The organism is Bacillus cereus group sp. BfR-BA-01522 (assembly GCF_022662635.1).
Lineage (GTDB): Bacteria > Bacillota > Bacilli > Bacillales > Bacillaceae_G > Bacillus_A > Bacillus_A cytotoxicus.
Genome location: NZ_JAKUDY010000020.1, coordinates 16,892 through 33,495, shown reverse-complemented (window position 1 = coordinate 33,495; position 16,604 = coordinate 16,892). Strand labels below are relative to the sequence as shown.

The window sequence follows — 16,604 nt, the reverse complement described above, 5'->3', positions numbered from 1 at the left end:
TGTGAATCTTACTTTTGAAAAATTTCTTTTTCTTTTTTGTACATATCAGTTGGTAATCAGCGTAGTGCATGATACAGTAAGTATGGTATGAAATGGATTTTCCATTCCTTTTGAAAAAATGGGACTAATTTTTTCAAAAAATGAATAAAATGAGGGGAAAACAGCAGTTATGGAACAGGAAAAGGATAGTGTGAATCCGAAAGTTCGGAGACCAATGGTGTACATAAGAGGAATCGTGATTCTCAGTCTAGTATTTTTAATTGTATATTTTGGATATACAAAAATAATGTCACATAGTAAAAAAGAGAATATGTTAAAAGTTGCAACGAAGGTGAACAAGAAAGAAGAAGCATCGAAGAAAACGGAGCAACAACCAAAGCAACCAGAACAAACAGTGAAAGCGGCAGAACAGCCTGTTGAAGGGCCTCCGCAAGATATTAACGAAAATGCTGAGTTAGATCAGTATTTGCAAAGTAAAGGGTTTAGTGGAACGGCAGTCGTTGTAAAGAATGGCAAAGTACTTTTGAATAAAGGATATGGCCTAGCGAATCAAGAGAAAAAAATACCAAATAATTCAGAAACGACATTTTATATTGGTTCAATTTCAAAAGCATTTGTAGCAACGGCGATTATGCAGTTAAAGGATCAAAACAAACTGCAAACAGAAGATATAGTCACGAAATATATTCCTGGTTTTCCACACGGTGAGGGACTGAAGCTATCACATCTATTGACGCATACGTCAGGAATTCCAGAATATGAGGCAGGTAGCGAAGATATTTCTCACGAGGAATTGTTGAAAAGAATTGGAGAACAAAAACGTTTAGCAAATCCGGGGGGGAAATGGGAGTATTCTGACTCTAATTATTCTATCCTTGCTTATATTGTTGAAAAAGTGAGTGGACAACCGTTAGAAGAATATATTAAGCAACATATTTTCGATGTAATTGGAATGAAAAACTCAGGATTTGGAAGAGCGTTAGAGCAAACAAGATATCCTTCCACCGGATATAAGATTGTAAATAATAATATGACAACACCTGCTATTCCAAGTATGTCACAATTATATGGATGCGGTGATATATATACAAGTGCGTATGATTTATATTTATTTAATGAAGGACTATTTTCTGGAAAACTCATTTCAGAAGAGAGTTATAATGAAATGTTCACACCTGTGAGAAAAAATTATGGATTTGGATGGTATGTGAATCCAGGCAGTTATTCGAATCACGGTGTTATGCCTGGCTGGAATTGCTTAAATGGCTTTAGCAAAAGCGGAAATATACATGTTGTTTTATTATCAAACATTCAAAATAATATTAAATCATTTGGCAAAGTAAATAATGATATGTATACAATGCTGCAGCATATTGAAGTGTAAGAGACTATCTTTGAGATAGTCTCTGTTTGTTTAGAGAGGTATTTCTTTGTATATTCAGAAGGATTATATGGATATGGGGATTCAGAAGCATCATGAAAGTAATAAAAAAAGCAGATGAGACATCACCTGCTTTTTTCTATGTAATGAGTTTATCCTTCTATTTTAGGGCAGTCCGATTGGTGAGAGCTCATCAGTCGGGAATGAAGAAAGTTTTCGCTGATTAAAGCTGCACTTTATGTACGAAACTACTAATTTTTTCGGAAATGTATGACTTACCTATCACAAAATCAGTAATACTTGTATACATTAAGATGTACAGATGTATTATCCATATTATTTTATATAAATGAAAAAAGTTAAGGATGCGTCTATTGAATAAACACTGAAGAAAACTAGTAAACAGTTTGAATAGACCATTAAATTATTTTTTAAATAATATTTTTAAAAACTTCGCGACGCTCATTTCATAAATGGCGAGGTAAATATGGAAAAAGAGAAAGGAGAAGAAAAAATGAATGATAGTAGGAAGATAACTGTCATTGGATTGGGCTATGTTGGTCTTCCTTTAGCGATACATTTTGCGGAAAGAGGATATAACGTAGTCGGATTAGATAAAGATAAACGAAAAATAGAACGAATTGAAAAAGGAGATAGCTATATACCAGATGTTTCCTCGAATGTTTTAAAAGATTTGGTTCAAAACAAACAGTTGGTAGTTTATACGCCTCATACAGGGATAGAAGAATTTCAAAATAGTGAGTATGTGATTGTTACGGTACCAACGCCAATTAATAAACAAAAAGAACCTGATTTAAGTGCTCTTATTGCAGCCTCTCATTATATAAAACAAAACCTTCAAGCAGGACAAACCTTCATTTTTGAAAGTTCCACATATCCGGGTACATTGGAAGAGGTCATCATTCCGATTATTGCTCAATCAGGTAAAGAAGTTGGAAAAGATTATTATATTGGATACTCACCAGAGCGAATTGATCCAGCGAATCAGCAATATACAGTACAAACCATTCCAAAAGTCATTAGTGGTCAAACAGAAAGATGTAAGCAACAAGTCCAAAAATTGTATAGCACGATATTTGACACAGTCGTTCCAGTTAGTTCCCCAAAAGTAGCAGAGATGTGTAAGTTATTTGAAAATATTCAGCGTTTAGTTAATATTTCCTTAGTAAATGAGTTAAATATACTTTGTGAAAAGTTGGGGATTGATTTTCGGGAGGCTCTTGAAGCTGCGGCGACAAAACCATTTGGTTTTACACCATATTGGCCGGGACCAGGAATAGGAGGACATTGTATTCCAGTTGATCCTTTATATTTTCAGTGGAAAGCAAGACAGCTAGGGCAATCAAGTCAATTAATCGAAGTAGCTCATATGATTAATGAAAAGATGCCGCAACAAATTGTAACGCAGGTGAAAGAATTAAGTGCTCCCCCAGGAACTGTCTTTCTGATTGGTATTGCGTATAAGAAAGATGTAAATGATTTACGAGAATCTCCAGCATTACCAATTATCGAGCTGTTAGTAAACGAGGGATATAAAGTACAATATCACGATCCATATATTTCATCTGCGAAAATTGGAGATAAAATATATGATTCTATCCCACTTAAGAAGAAAACATTAGAAAAAGCAGATTGCATACTAATTGTAACAGATCATTCCAATATAGATTGGAATATATGTAAAGGAATGAAGCATGTAATAGATACACGAGGTGTACTAAAGAAGGTGAGTGCATGAAGAAACGTTGTTTGATTACAGGTGGAGCAGGATTTATTGGATCACATTTAGCGGAAGAACTCGTGAAACGAGGTCATCCAGTTACGATTGTTGATAATTTTTATAAAGGAAAAAGTAAATATCATGAAGAGTTAACAGGAAATATTCCGATTATTCCAATTAGTATTCTTGATAAAAATTCAATGCATGAATTGGTAAATCAGCATGATGTTGTCTTTCATTTAGCTGCTATTTTAGGTGTAAAGACTACAATGGAAAAAAGCATTGAATTAATTGAAACGAATTTTGATGGAACAAGAAATATTTTACAAGCAGCATTAAAGGGGAAGAAGAAAGTGATTTTTGCCTCCACTTCTGAAGTGTATGGAAAAGGAACGCCACCCTTTTCGGAAGATGATGATCGGTTATATGGGGCAACATCTAAAATTCGTTGGAGTTATGCAATTTGTAAAACATTAGAAGAGACATTGTGTTTAGGATATGCGCTACAAGGATTACCAGTAACAATTGTCCGTTATTTTAATATTTATGGCCCTAGAGCAAAAGATGGTCCATATGCTGGGGTGATTCCGCGATTTATTCGTGCAGCACTTCAAGGTGATGATCTTCTTGTATATGGAGATGGAAAGCAAACGCGTTGTTTTACGTATGTAAGTGATGCGGTAGAAGCGACAATTGCCGCAATGGATGAAAAAGTAAATGGAGAAATTATTAATATAGGATCTGAAGACGAAAAAAGCATTCAAGAAGTAGCGCAAGATATTCATCAATTGACGCATTCATCTTCCAAAATTGTTCATGTGCCATTTGAAAAGGTGTATCCACATGGGTTTGAAGAAATTCCGAATCGAAAGCCTGATGTTACAAAGCTAAAAGAAATGTGCCAATTCCATCCTAATGTTTCATGGGAGCAAGGATTAAAAGAGACGATTCAGTGGTTTCGTGAAATAGAGAATGATTAAAAGATGATTCGTGATGATATCTGTTTGTCATCAGACCTAAAGTTTAAAATTATAAACAAGAAGTGTACCGATTTGGTACACTTCGTCTATTCTGTCATAAAAATAATATAACAGAATAAGAGATAAGGGTATTACAGTTTATAAGGGGGGATGACTTTTTATACTGCAAAATAGCATTCGTTTATAAGGATACTAAAAAATATAATTAAGGAAAGAGCCAATTTTAAAGAGTATTAAACTAATATTAACACTATCTATATATTTGTTTGCTCAACGTTTCACAAATGTGTCACAACTATCTCGTTCGTTTTTTAAAAAAAGTAGTATTCTAAATGTGTAAGCTGTTATATAAAAAATCTTAGTCCTGTACTAATCAAAAATGGAGGAGATTAGGATGACTCAAGTATTAGAAACTGTAAAAAATGCATGGGAAAAATTTAAAGGTGAAAAATGGAAAGTTGAGATTGATGTTCGCGATTTCATTCTAAATAATGTAAACGTTTACAACGGGGACGAATCCTTCTTAGCAGGAGCAACAGAAGCAACAAAAAAACTTTGGGATCAAGTAATGGATCTAACTAAACAAGAACGTGAAAATGGTGGCGTTCTTGATATGGACACAAAAATTGTTTCTTCTATTACATCACATGGTCCAGGGTATTTAAATAAGGAGCTTGAAAAAGTAGTAGGTGTTCAAACAGATCAGCCATTTAAACGTTCTTTACAACCATTTGGTGGTATTCGTATGGCAGAGCAATCTTGTGAAGCATATGGATTTAAAGTGGATGAGGAATTAAGTCGTATCTTTAGAGATTGGCGCAAAACTCATAACCAAGGTGTATTTGATGCTTACACTCCAGAAATGAGAGCAGCTCGTAAATCAGGTGTTATTACTGGTCTTCCAGACGCATATGGACGCGGACGTATTATTGGTGATTATCGCCGTGTAGCACTATATGGGGTAGATCGTTTAATTGAAGCGAAAGAAGAGGATTTAAACCTAACAGGAAGTGTAATGAGTGAAGAGGTTATCCGTTTACGTGAAGAAGTATCTGAACAAATTCGTGCACTTCAAGAATTAAAAGAAATGGCAGCTTCTCACGGTTTTGATATTTCAAAACCAGCGACAAATGCACGAGAAGCATTCCAATGGTTATACTTTGCTTATCTTGCAGCAATTAAAGAACAAAACGGGGCTGCAATGAGTCTTGGACGTACTTCAACATTCTTAGATATTTATGTTGAAAGAGATTTAGAAAATGGCACTTTAACTGAAGAGGAAGCCCAAGAGATTGTTGACCATTTCATTATGAAGTTACGTCTTGTAAAATTTGCAAGAACTCCTGATTATAATGAATTATTCTCTGGTGATCCAACTTGGGTAACTGAATCTATCGGTGGTATTGCACTTGACGGTCGTCCATTAGTAACAAAAAACTCATTCCGTTTCTTGCATACATTGGACAATTTAGGACCTGCGCCAGAGCCAAACTTAACAGTTCTTTGGTCTAAGCAATTACCACAGAAATTTAAAAACTACTGTGCAAAAATGTCTATTAAAACATCTGCAATCCAATATGAAAATGACGACATTATGCGTCCAGAATATGGCGATGACTATGGTATTGCTTGCTGTGTATCCGCAATGAAAATTGGTAAACAAATGCAATTCTTCGGAGCTCGTGCAAACTTAGCGAAGGCTTTATTATACGCTATTAATGGTGGGAAAGACGAAAAATCAAAAGTGCAAGTAGGGCCAGAATTTGCACCAATTACTTCCGACGTACTAGATTATGATGAAGTTATGCATAAATTTGATATGACAATGGAATGGTTAGCGGGTCTTTACTTAAATACATTAAATGTAATTCATTACATGCACGACAAATATAGCTATGAACGTATCGAAATGGCACTTCATGATACAGAAGTTCTTCGCACAATGGCAACAGGAATCGCTGGTCTATCTGTCGTAGCTGACTCTTTAAGTGCAATTAAATATGCAAAAGTAAAACCAATTCGCGATGAAAATGGTATCGCGGTTGACTTTGAAATTGAAGGTGACTTCCCGAAATATGGTAACAATGATGACCGCGTTGATGAAATTGCAGTAAATCTTGTGAAAACATTTATGAACAAACTTCGTAAACATAAAACATACCGTAATTCTGTTCATACAATGTCAATCTTAACAATTACATCTAATGTGGTATATGGTAAGAAAACTGGTAATACTCCAGATGGACGCCGTGCTGGAGAACCATTCGCACCAGGGGCAAATCCAATGCATGGACGTGATACAAAAGGTGCACTAGCATCGCTATTATCTGTTGCGAAATTACCATACGAAGATGCGCAAGATGGTATTTCTAATACATTCTCCATCATTCCGAAAGCGCTTGGTAAAGAAGAAGAGGTACAAGTTAGTAACTTAGTATCTATGTTAGATGGATATGCAGTAAAAGAAGGACATCACTTAAATATTAACGTATTTAATCGTGAAACATTATTGGATGCAATGGAACATCCTGAAAAATATCCACAATTAACAATTCGTGTATCTGGTTATGCTGTTAACTTTATTAAATTAACTCGTGAACAACAAATTGATGTAATTAATCGTACAATGCATGAAAGCATGTAAAGAAAAATTTCCCCCTATCTCTTAATAAGAGCACGGGGGAAATTGTTTCAATAAAGGAGGAAGTAACATGGTAAAAGGAAGAATTCATTCTGTAGAGTCTTGTGGTACTGTTGATGGCCCAGGAATTCGTTATGTCATATTTACACAAGGGTGTTTATTACGTTGCCAATATTGTCATAATGCTGATACATGGGAGATTGGTAAAGGAAAAGAAATAACAGTTGATGAAATTATGCAGGATGTTACATGTTACCTTCCCTTTATTGAGGCTTCAGAAGGCGGTATTACAGTTAGTGGTGGAGAACCATTATTACAATTAGATTTCCTAATTGAATTATTCAAAAAATGTAAGGAAGTTGGAATTCATACAACAATCGATTCTTCGGGAGGGTGTTACTCAGAAGAACCAGAATTCCAAAGAAAATTAGATCTCTTAATGGATTACACAGATTTGGTTTTACTGGACTTAAAACATATTGATTCCAAAAAGCATCGAAAATTAACAGGAAAACCAAATGAACATATTTTACAATTTGCTCGTTATTTATCAGATAAAAAGAAATCCATTTGGGTAAGACATGTATTAGTTCCTGGCGTTACAGATAGCGAGAAAGATTTACAAAGATTATCTCAGTTTATTCAAAGTTTGTCTAATGTACAAAAGATTGAAGTGCTACCATATCACAAACTTGGTGTATATAAGTGGGAAACACTTGGACATAAGTATCCCCTTCAAGGTGTTGAACCTCCAACAGAACAAAGTGTTTTACATGCAAAAGAAATTTTAAAAGCGGTCTAATCCATAGTTTGGATTAGACTTTTCTTTTTCCTCTAATAAACGCTAGAGTATATATAGATAAAGGAGTATACTGAAAGTAGAATATCCATATTTTTGTAAAGGGATTAGAAGAGAAATTTACATAATTGTAAAGGGAAATCTAAATAGTAAAAAGAATTAAGATGTATTAAGGCGCGTATTATGGAATGTAGAACACCTTCAAATTATTGCGAAAGCTCTTATAGGAAAGTATAATGTAAAGATATGAGCATAAATAGGATTAAGGGGTCAATCTTATATGCCTTGCATATCCACGACAGGTACATAGCTAACATGAAAGTGTTAGGGTCCAAATATGTAATTTTTTAGGAAAATGTTTTTCCTATTGTCGTATATGCAATACGGAGAAGCGAAAAAGCTAGGAGTGGATTTGTTTGATAAAAAACCCCAAGGTTTTAATATTAACAGCACATTATGGCAATGGTCATGTGCAAGTAGCAAAAACATTAGAACAAGCATTTCGTCAAAAAGGAATCGAAGATGTGATTGTTTGTGATTTATTTGGAGAGTCACATCCAGTTATAACGGATATTACAAAATATCTATATTTAAAAAGCTATACGATAGGTAAAGAGTTATATCGTTTGTTTTATTATGGTGTAGAGAAAATTTACGATAAAAAAATTGCATCGTGGTATGCCAATTTTGGGAGAAAGCGTCTGAAAGCACTTTTGCATACAGAGAAACCAGATATAGTCATTAATACGTTTCCGATTATTGCTGTGCCAGAGCTGAAAAAACAAACGGGTTTTTCAATTCCTGTTTATAATGTATTAACAGACTTCTGTTTGCATAAAATATGGATTCATCGTGAAGTAGATCGTTATTTTGTTGCAACAGATCATGTAAAACAAGTAATGATTGAAATCGGTGTACCCGCAGAGCGCATTGTAGAAACTGGGATTCCGATTCGTAAAAATTTCGAGTTAACCATGAATTCAGAACTTATATATAATAAATATCAGTTATCTCGTGAGAAAAAGATTTTACTTATTGTAGCAGGAGCTCATGGTGTATTAGGGAACGTGAAAGATTTGTGCGCGTCATTTATGTCTGTTCCTAATCTACAAGTAGCTGTTGTTTGTGGGAAAAATGATGCTCTAAAGCAAGAATTATTGAAGCTACAGGAACAAAATTCTGAAGCATTAAAAGTATTTGGCTATATAGAGAATATTGACGAATTATTCCGTGTTACTTCTTGTATGATTACAAAGCCGGGAGGCATTACATTAAGTGAAGCGGCTGCTTTACAAGTACCTGTCATTTTATACAAACCTGTACCGGGGCAAGAAAACGAAAATGCAATTTACTTTGAGAGCAAGGGAGCTGCAGTTGTAATACGTGAAGATGCTGAGATTTTTGAGAAAACAAAAGCTTTATTAGAGGATGATAGGAAGCTTTTACAAATGAAAGAAGCAATGGGAAGCATTTATCGTCCAGAACCAGCTGCTCATATTGTAGATGTAATTTTAGAAGAGAATCATGCACAGACGAATCATGTGCCAATGAAATCACCAGCTCTAGCCCAGTCTTTCACGTAATAAGAACCCCTCTTTTCTATTTGAAAGAGGGGTTCTTAATTATGTTATCCACAAAAAGAATGCGATTTCAATATCAAGTTTAATCAGAATATTAACAATGATATCCACATGATCCACAATTTTCAGAAAAAATATCCACAAATTAAATGGTTTCTGTGTGAGTAATTTCTATATTTGCTTCCATCACCGCTTAATTGATTCTGCTATTTTAGGGCAGTAAAACTCCCACCTCAAGATTTAGAGAGAAGCAAGAAAGATAGGGGGGAGTCTTACTGCTCGCGTAACATCCTGATTGGTGAGGGCTCATAATTAGTGGAAGATGAAGAAAACCCCATTGATTAAAGTTTCGCTTTATTCACAATTCTATTCATTCTGTGGATAAAGTTTTCCACAAAAAAAGCTTCCTGTTAAATCAGGAAACTTTTCTTATTATTAAACGCCTTTTGGACGATAACCGGCTACACGATCAGCTCTTTTAAATTCTCTTTGATAAAGAACCTCTTGTGTACTAGATAATGTATTTCTTGCTTTTTCACGCTTTTTCTTATCCATTATCATTCACCTCGTATCATAAAGTTATTATCTATCGTTTCCAATGATAAGAGGTGATATACATCATAAATGAGTATGAATCTATGCTTCTTTTAAATGATGTGCATCTTGGAATGTAGCATCACGCATTGTAGATAATGTATATTGATCTTTCGAGATTTCATATAAATTATATACTTCCTCTTGTGTATTAATTTGATCATAAACAGCTTTTCTTGTTTCATTTGCTAAGCTCACATATTCTAGTTTTTCAGCTGCCTTAATAGAGCGAATATTTTCTTTGCGAATGCGCATAAAAATTGTTTCAATATCCAGTTCATAGAAGAGCTCGCTGAAAAATGCATCTTTAGCAAGTTTGTTATATCCTTTACCATGATATGGCTTTCCGAGCCAAGTACCAAGAAATCCAGCTTTTTCTTGAATATCAAATAGAGTAATTGTACCGATAGGATTTCCCCATTCATCTAAAATCGTTCGTGAAATTAATTCCCCACGCTCTTCCGCTTCAATTGTTTGCTTTGTTAAAAATAGAAATTCTTCATATGAAGAAGCCTTTTGACGCACAAAAGGGAAGACAGCTGGATCCACCATTAATTCATATAGAACGTGGCTGTCGTGTAAGTCGCGTTTTTTTAACATACTAATTCCTCCTCACGCGAGGGTAGCATGACGAAAAAAACATCCCACCCTCGAAATTTTTATATCAAACTTTAAAAAATTTCGGGGTGGGAATCGAACCCACTAGAACCAGTCTATAATGCTGGTGGCGCACCATTTGCCTTCCCCATTCATCAATTTGAAAAACAATCACGACACAAATTGATTATGGTTTCATTCAATTTATATTCGTATCATACTGTATCTAGCCAAAAAAAGAAACTAGTTTTTTTTATTTTTTTTGTAAATAATTTTCCCATCAATCATAGTCAGAACAGGTTTAGCTAAATAATGAAATGGATGGTGTGTCCATAAAACAAGATCGGCATCTTTTCCAGACTCAATGCTCCCAATTTTATTTTCTAAACGTAAGTTTCGTGCTGGTAAAATCGTGATGCCTTCTAAGGCTGTTTTCTCATCTAATCCTTCTCTAACAGCAAGGGCTGCGCAAATATTCAAATATTGAATGGGGGTATAAGGGTGATCAGTTGTGATGGAAACCTCCACTCCTTTTTGAGCGAGAATGTGATATGTGTCCCAAGATTTATTTTTGAGTTCAATTTTTGAACGACGTGTAAGTGTTGGGCCGACAGAAACTTTTAAATGATGTTGTCCAAGTTCATTAGCAATGAAATGTCCTTCTGTGCAATGTTCGATGCGCAAGTCGAGGTGAAATTCATTCGCAAAACGAAGAGCAGAACGAATATCATCCGCGCGATGTGCATGAATGCGTACGGGGATTTCCCGGCGCAATGCTTTTAAAATAGGGAGCATCCGAAAATCAGCATCATTGTCATAATGTTGTGCTTCATAGAAAGATTCGCGCAGCAATCCCATAATACCCATGCGGGTAATGGATTCTTTTGTACCATTACTATGAATACGCTTTGGATTTTCCCCAAAAGCAATTTTTAATCCTGCTGGCTCTTGTATAACCATATGATCAATGCAAGTGCCAGCCGTTTTAATCACGCATGTAGTGCCACCAATAATATTTTGACTCCCAGGCATGACATGAACGGTTGTAATGCCGCCCTTTACAGCATCGTGAAATGCGATATCAAAGGGATGTATGCCATCTAAAGAACGGATATGTGGAGTTGATACTTCGGAGGTTTCATTGGCATCATTTCCAGCCCAACCAGTTCCTTCGTCATATAATCCAAGATGAGTATGAACGTCGATAAATCCGGGTAAAAGGTGAAGTGCTCTTGCATCGATGACGGTCATATCTTCGGTTGCCTCAATATATGGTTTCACTTCGCCGATTTTGTCTTCTACGACTAATACATCCCCTTGCAACTTTGGAGATGTAATTGGGTATACAATGGCTTGCTTGAATAGTATTTTCATAGGGACCTCATTTCCATTATCTTTACTATGTTAGAAGTACTATATTGTATGCGATAGGATTGAATGTCAGAATGAAGGTTCTTTATTTTTTAAGCATGAGAACATAAGCGGTATGTCTTTGGAATTTTAAAAGGGTGCTAGTTGTATTCCAATAAAACCAGTACTTTCAGGAAGTATGATTTTAAAAGGAATCCTTTCTTATATATGTTCATCAAGAATAAAATTGCGACATAACTATGTTAAAATAGTAGCGAGGTGAAAAATATGGCTGTCATTACGAAAATAGAAGTACAAAAGAGAACAAAAGAAAGATTTAATATTTATATTGATAAGGGACAAGGCGAGGAATACGGATTTAGTGTAAATCAAGCTGTTTTAATTAAGCATGGGTTGCAAAAAGGTTTAGAAATTGATGAAGTAGAAATTGCTAATATTTTATACAATGAGGAAGTGCAAAAAGCATATTTGCAAGCTATTTCTTATTTATCTTATCAAATGAGAACGAAACAGGAAGTAGAAGAATATTTACGAAAAAAAGAAGTGGGACAAGCCATCATCTCTGAAGTGATTTCAAAATTATTACATGATCGCTATATTAATGATAAAGAGTACGCTGTTTTGTATGTGCGAACGCAAAGTAATGTAAACCAAAAGGGGCCGTCTGTTATAAGAAAAGAACTTTTAAGAAAAGGTGTTCAAGAAGTTATTATTACCCACAGTTTACAAGAATACCCAAAAGAGAAGCAAGTTGATAATGCATTTATGTTGATAGAAAAAAAGAAAAGATCTTATCAAAAGCATTCCTTTTTACAAATGAAACAAAAGTTAGAGGATATGCTCATTCGTAAAGGATTTTCGCGTGATGTGATTCAAATTTGTTTAGAAGAATTGAAAGAAGAAAAAGATGATTCCAAACAACAAGAAGCGTTATACTATCATGGGAACAAATATTATGAGAAGTATAAGAAATATGATGGTTGGACGTTTGAAAATAAGATGAAGCAAGCATTATATCGAAAAGGATTTTCGATTGATGAAATAGAGGGATTTTTACAAATGAAATGTGAAGAGGGATGAGGGAATAGAATGAATATGCCTAAGAGATACAGTGAAATGACAACACATGAACTAAGAGAAGAAATTGGAATGTTAAAAGAGCGGGCTGTAAAGGCGGAGCAACTTGGTATTGTAAATGAATTCGACGTGTTAATGAGAAAAATAGCAATGGCTCGTGCTTATATGACAGATATGAGCAAGTTTCAAATTGGCGAAACGTATGAATTAGTAGAAGAACCAGGTGTATTCTTTACAATTACGTATTTCAATGGGGTATTTGCTTGGGGGCATAAACAAAATGACAGTGAAGAAATGGGTATTCCTATTTCATTACTGAAGAAGAAATAAAGGTATCAAGAATGAAACTGCTTTTTTCGCATAATGTTAAAAGCTAATTTGATTAGACAGAATGAACCAGCCAAATCAGAAGCCGCATGATGAAAGGAGCGAGTGAAGCATATACGATATCAAAATGTGTAGACTTAAACGTCTCGAAGAAAAAACATACTGTTTTTATGGTGGGATGCAGTCTATCAATAGTAAGATAAAAACCAGAGAGGAAAAAAATCTCTCTGGTTTTCATCTTTGGTAGGCGTTAAAGGAGATAGGAGATTTTAAAATTGACGTTTTTTACATTCATTCGCCAATATAATGAGAGACTGGGTTTGTTGCGTTTGTCCATTCACTTGCGCTTTTGCATGTTTTGGACGTGTCCACGTATGGTTAAATAATTCAGAACGACTATCTAAGTGATCGCGGTAGCTCATCTTTATCACCTCGTGTAGGAAGTTAAATGGATGTCATGTACACTATTCCTCTTCCTGCTGATTTGCAGCACGCATACGTTCCTGTGGGTGCGTGTTAATTGTGCCGTTAGGTCTTTTGGAAGCAAAACGTGCTTTTGCTTTCGGTTGACCATCTATTTTGCTGTTGTTTTTTGACTCAGACCAAAATTCGGCTTGTCTACCCAAGAAGAACGCCCCCTCATTATCATTTGATACTTGTTAAGAAGTATCATTAATAGAATGTGCAAAGTAGAAGAAAATATCCTCTAGAAATTGAGGAAAGAAATAAAAGGAGAATGTAATATGAATGATATTTATGAAACATTAACAAAAGAACTACTAGCGAAAAATAATTTTTTATCTTATGCGCAAGCTCGTGCATGGGTTGAGCTATTATGGGAAGATTTTCAAGCAACATATGCAAAATCTGGTCGCTATCAAGGAGCAAAAATGACGGAGCAAGTGGTGAGAGCATGGATTGAGAATCATGGTGGAAGACTTCATGAAATACGTACAAATAATCCTAAATATAGTCATTTCATTAATCAAGAAGAGCATATAAAGCATTAAAAGAAGCGACCGCTCTTGGTCACTTCTTTTAATGTGGAAGTAATTCTAATTTTTTACGAAGTTTTTCCTCGCTGAAAATCCACCCTGTATAGGAACGAATAATATTTAAATTGTGATCTAATTGAACGATTGCAACAAACGGATAGTAATCTTTGCTTCTGTAACGTAAATCAATAAAGCGTACTTCATAGTAGTTATTGTAGTCAAAAATATCCCAGCGATAGACAGGAGAGAAAGATAAAAAAGCAGCAATATTCTCATCTTGTTTCGCAGCATGCATAATATCATTTTCTGGAAATGGAACTCGATCAAATTTATCATATACCATAATATTGCCGCGGTGCCAACGAGCAACATAGTAATGCTCTGTTGTGACAACAGCTAAATGATAATGATAAAAACGATAAGAAGGAGAGATAATCACTTTTTCCACATTTTTAAAACGTTTGTACACAACGTTTTTCACATTTTGTCGCATGATAATTCGACCTATATAATAGACGGCCATTAATAAATACGCAGCTAAAGCAGTATAACCTTTATGAGCACCAACAAGCATACAGGCAATCGCTAAGATATGGATAAAGAAAATAATGGCATCAAATGTATTAATGACACCAAGCGCGATCCATTTTTTGGTGAAAGGGCGTAATGCTTGGGTACCATAAGCGTTAAAAATATCAACAAATACATGAAGAAAGACAGCAATAAATGACCAAAGTAACAGGTGAAGATAGGGAACTTCTGCAAAGAAGGCGAAGGAAATTCCACTTATAAGAAATGACCAAAGAATAACGGCAGGAATGGAATGGGTAATTCCGCGATGATTTCGTATATATTTTGCATTATTACGTAGCTTTAAAACAGTATCTATATCAGGGATATTGGAACCTGCAATTGTTGCAAACATCACGGCTTGAGGTCCAAAATCACTTTGAGCTATAGTTGGATCTAAAGTTGCTAAACCACCTAATGTGACCCCCATAACAAGATGAGTGGCTGTGTCCATAAACACACACCTCCATTTTTTATTAATGTAACTCTTTTTATTCAACACCTCAAGTCATTTGCCTTCTATTTCCTGCATTATCTTACTTAAATTTTTTCCTAAAATCTTTATAATAGTACGTATATGCAAAAAATAAGGGGGACACGGTTTGACACTTGAAATATTAGATGATTTTAATATAAAGCAATTTCAAGAAGATTTAATTGATTGGTTTGAAAAAGAGCAAAGGGACTTACCATGGCGCAAAAATAAAGATCCATATCGTGTTTGGGTGTCTGAAATTATGTTACAACAAACACGAGTGGAAGCTGTAAAACCATATTACGCAAAATTCATGGGAAAGTTCCCGACGCTAGAAGCATTAGCAGATGCTGAAGATGAAGAAGTGTTAAAAGCGTGGGAAGGCCTTGGGTATTACTCACGAGCAAGAAATTTACACGCGGCTGTAAAGGAAGTTAAAGAAGTATACGGCGGGGAAGTTCCAAGTGATGTGAAAAAAATTGAAAAATTAAAAGGGATTGGCCCGTATACAAAAGGTGCTATTTTAAGTATTGCATATGGAATACCTGAACCGGCAGTTGATGGAAACGTTATGCGTGTATTATCTCGCATTTTATCCGTTTGGGAAGATATTGCAAAGCCGAAAACAAGAAAAATATTCGAAGATATTGTACGTGAAATTATTTCGATAGAAAACCCATCATACTTTAATCAAGGGCTAATGGAGCTAGGAGCATTAATTTGTATCCCGAAAAACCCAGCTTGTTTACTTTGTCCTGTACGAGAGCATTGCCGTGGATACGCTGAAGGTGTTCAAAAAGATTTACCGGTTAAAAGTAAAGCGAAAGCTCCTAAAATGGTACCGCTTGTTGCTGGTGTACTTCAAACAGAAGATGGTCGCTATGTGATTCATAAACGTCCAAGCGAAGGATTACTTGCAAATATGTGGGAATTTCCAAATGTTGAAATTCGTGCAGGGATTCGGAATCAAAAACAACAACTTATTGATTATGTGAAAGAACAATTCAATCTTTCTGTATCAGTTAATGAATATGCGATGAATGTGCAGCATACCTTTACACATCGGACATGGGATATATTTGTATTTTATGGAAAAGTAACAGGAGAAATTGTAGAAACAGATACTTTGAAGGTTGTAACGAAAGAAGCCTTTGAACAGTTACCTTTTTCAAAAGCACATCGCACCATTTATGAAGAATGCGTGGAAAGACTCCAACCTTGATGGTTGGAGTTTTTTCAACATAAACATAACAATAAATTACAAATATTTCATATTGTCTTAACAAATGACAAATAAAATAGAATTTGTAGTGCAAAGGAAAGGGAGATCGACGATGTTAAAAAAACAATTTGTTCGGCAATTGTGGCGGCCTTTTTCATTCAAACGTTAACTGCACCGCTGTAAGTTTCTTTGGCTGAAGAAGAGGAACAGCAAGTTTTTATTTGTATCCGGTAATCGTAGCCCCATTGGAGAGA

General features: G+C 35.1%; 16 protein-coding genes. 10 read left to right on the top strand and 6 right to left on the bottom strand.

Annotated features, from left to right (window positions below; translation table 11 throughout):
* Positions 1-169: 169 nt before the first annotated feature.
* The 6 genes from MR059_RS19710 to MR059_RS19685 all read left to right on the top strand — a co-directional run bounded on the left by MR059_RS19710 (position 170) and on the right by MR059_RS19685 (position 9,125).
* Positions 170-1,384, top strand: a complete 1,215-nt coding sequence (locus tag MR059_RS19710) for a serine hydrolase domain-containing protein (RefSeq protein ID WP_048724242.1) — start codon at positions 170-172, stop codon at positions 1,382-1,384.
* Positions 1,385-1,895: 511 nt separating this feature from the next.
* Complete coding sequence (locus MR059_RS19705) at positions 1,896-3,140, top strand: nucleotide sugar dehydrogenase (RefSeq protein ID WP_041810209.1); 1,245 nt, start codon at positions 1,896-1,898, stop codon at positions 3,138-3,140.
* Positions 3,137-4,102, top strand: coding sequence for an NAD-dependent epimerase/dehydratase family protein (locus MR059_RS19700; RefSeq protein ID WP_011983542.1), 966 nt, complete (start codon positions 3,137-3,139; stop codon positions 4,100-4,102). Before MR059_RS19705 ends, MR059_RS19700 begins: the two co-directional genes overlap by 4 nt.
* Positions 4,103-4,496: 394 nt before the next feature.
* Complete coding sequence (gene pflB / locus MR059_RS19695; protein WP_011983543.1) at positions 4,497-6,746, top strand: formate C-acetyltransferase; 2,250 nt, start codon at positions 4,497-4,499, stop codon at positions 6,744-6,746.
* A 67-nt stretch (positions 6,747-6,813) separates the two neighbouring features.
* Positions 6,814-7,545 (top strand): pyruvate formate-lyase-activating protein, encoded by a 732-nt coding sequence (gene pflA, locus MR059_RS19690; protein WP_011983544.1) that lies wholly within the window; start codon positions 6,814-6,816, stop codon positions 7,543-7,545.
* A 413-nt stretch (positions 7,546-7,958) separates the two neighbouring features.
* On the top strand, positions 7,959-9,125 hold the full coding sequence (locus tag MR059_RS19685; protein ID WP_048724237.1) for a diglucosyl diacylglycerol synthase: 1,167 nt from the start codon (positions 7,959-7,961) through the stop codon (positions 9,123-9,125).
* Between the two features lie 432 nt (positions 9,126-9,557).
* Here the strand turns inward: MR059_RS19685 and MR059_RS19680 are convergent, their stop codons facing one another.
* The 3 genes from MR059_RS19680 to MR059_RS19670 all read right to left on the bottom strand — a co-directional run bounded on the left by MR059_RS19680 (position 9,558) and on the right by MR059_RS19670 (position 11,687).
* The gene (locus MR059_RS19680) at positions 9,558-9,677 is read right to left on the bottom strand and encodes a YfhE family protein (protein WP_011983546.1); all 120 of its coding nucleotides are present in this window, start codon (positions 9,675-9,677) and stop codon (positions 9,558-9,560) included.
* A gap of 81 nt (positions 9,678-9,758) precedes the next feature.
* The gene (locus MR059_RS19675) at positions 9,759-10,316 is read right to left on the bottom strand and encodes a GNAT family N-acetyltransferase (RefSeq protein ID WP_048724236.1); all 558 of its coding nucleotides are present in this window, start codon (positions 10,314-10,316) and stop codon (positions 9,759-9,761) included.
* Between the two features lie 240 nt (positions 10,317-10,556).
* Positions 10,557-11,687, bottom strand: a complete 1,131-nt coding sequence (locus MR059_RS19670) for an amidohydrolase (RefSeq protein ID WP_048724234.1) — start codon at positions 11,685-11,687, stop codon at positions 10,557-10,559.
* Between the two features lie 264 nt (positions 11,688-11,951).
* Here MR059_RS19670 and recX point away from each other — a divergent pair, with 264 nt between their 5' ends.
* Together recX and MR059_RS19660 are read left to right on the top strand one after the other, a co-directional pair.
* Entirely contained in the window at positions 11,952-12,764 is an 813-nt protein-coding gene (gene recX / locus MR059_RS19665; protein ID WP_011983549.1) for a recombination regulator RecX, read from the top strand.
* Positions 12,765-12,773: 9 nt separating this feature from the next.
* Complete coding sequence (locus MR059_RS19660; RefSeq protein ID WP_048724232.1) at positions 12,774-13,091, top strand: YfhH family protein; 318 nt, start codon at positions 12,774-12,776, stop codon at positions 13,089-13,091.
* Positions 13,092-13,357: 266 nt separating this feature from the next.
* On the opposite strand, the gene MR059_RS19655 is transcribed toward MR059_RS19660, so the two are convergent.
* Both MR059_RS19655 and MR059_RS19650 read right to left on the bottom strand, forming a co-directional pair.
* The gene (locus MR059_RS19655) at positions 13,358-13,510 is read right to left on the bottom strand and encodes a YpzG family protein (protein WP_002174744.1); all 153 of its coding nucleotides are present in this window, start codon (positions 13,508-13,510) and stop codon (positions 13,358-13,360) included.
* A 42-nt stretch (positions 13,511-13,552) separates the two neighbouring features.
* Positions 13,553-13,714, bottom strand: coding sequence for a small, acid-soluble spore protein K (locus tag MR059_RS19650; RefSeq protein ID WP_011983551.1), 162 nt, complete (start codon positions 13,712-13,714; stop codon positions 13,553-13,555).
* Between the two features lie 117 nt (positions 13,715-13,831).
* On the opposite strand from MR059_RS19650, the gene MR059_RS19645 reads away from it, so the two are divergent.
* Complete coding sequence (locus MR059_RS19645) at positions 13,832-14,098, top strand: YfhJ family protein (RefSeq protein WP_011983552.1); 267 nt, start codon at positions 13,832-13,834, stop codon at positions 14,096-14,098.
* A gap of 28 nt (positions 14,099-14,126) precedes the next feature.
* Here the strand turns inward: MR059_RS19645 and MR059_RS19640 are convergent, their stop codons facing one another.
* The gene (locus MR059_RS19640) at positions 14,127-15,107 is read right to left on the bottom strand and encodes a metal-dependent hydrolase (protein ID WP_011983553.1); all 981 of its coding nucleotides are present in this window, start codon (positions 15,105-15,107) and stop codon (positions 14,127-14,129) included.
* A 148-nt stretch (positions 15,108-15,255) separates the two neighbouring features.
* Between MR059_RS19640 and mutY the strand changes: the two genes are divergently transcribed.
* A complete protein-coding gene (mutY, locus tag MR059_RS19635; RefSeq protein WP_087094432.1) occupies positions 15,256-16,350 on the top strand; it encodes an A/G-specific adenine glycosylase in 1,095 nt (364 codons plus the stop codon).
* Positions 16,351-16,604 lie beyond the last annotated feature (254 nt).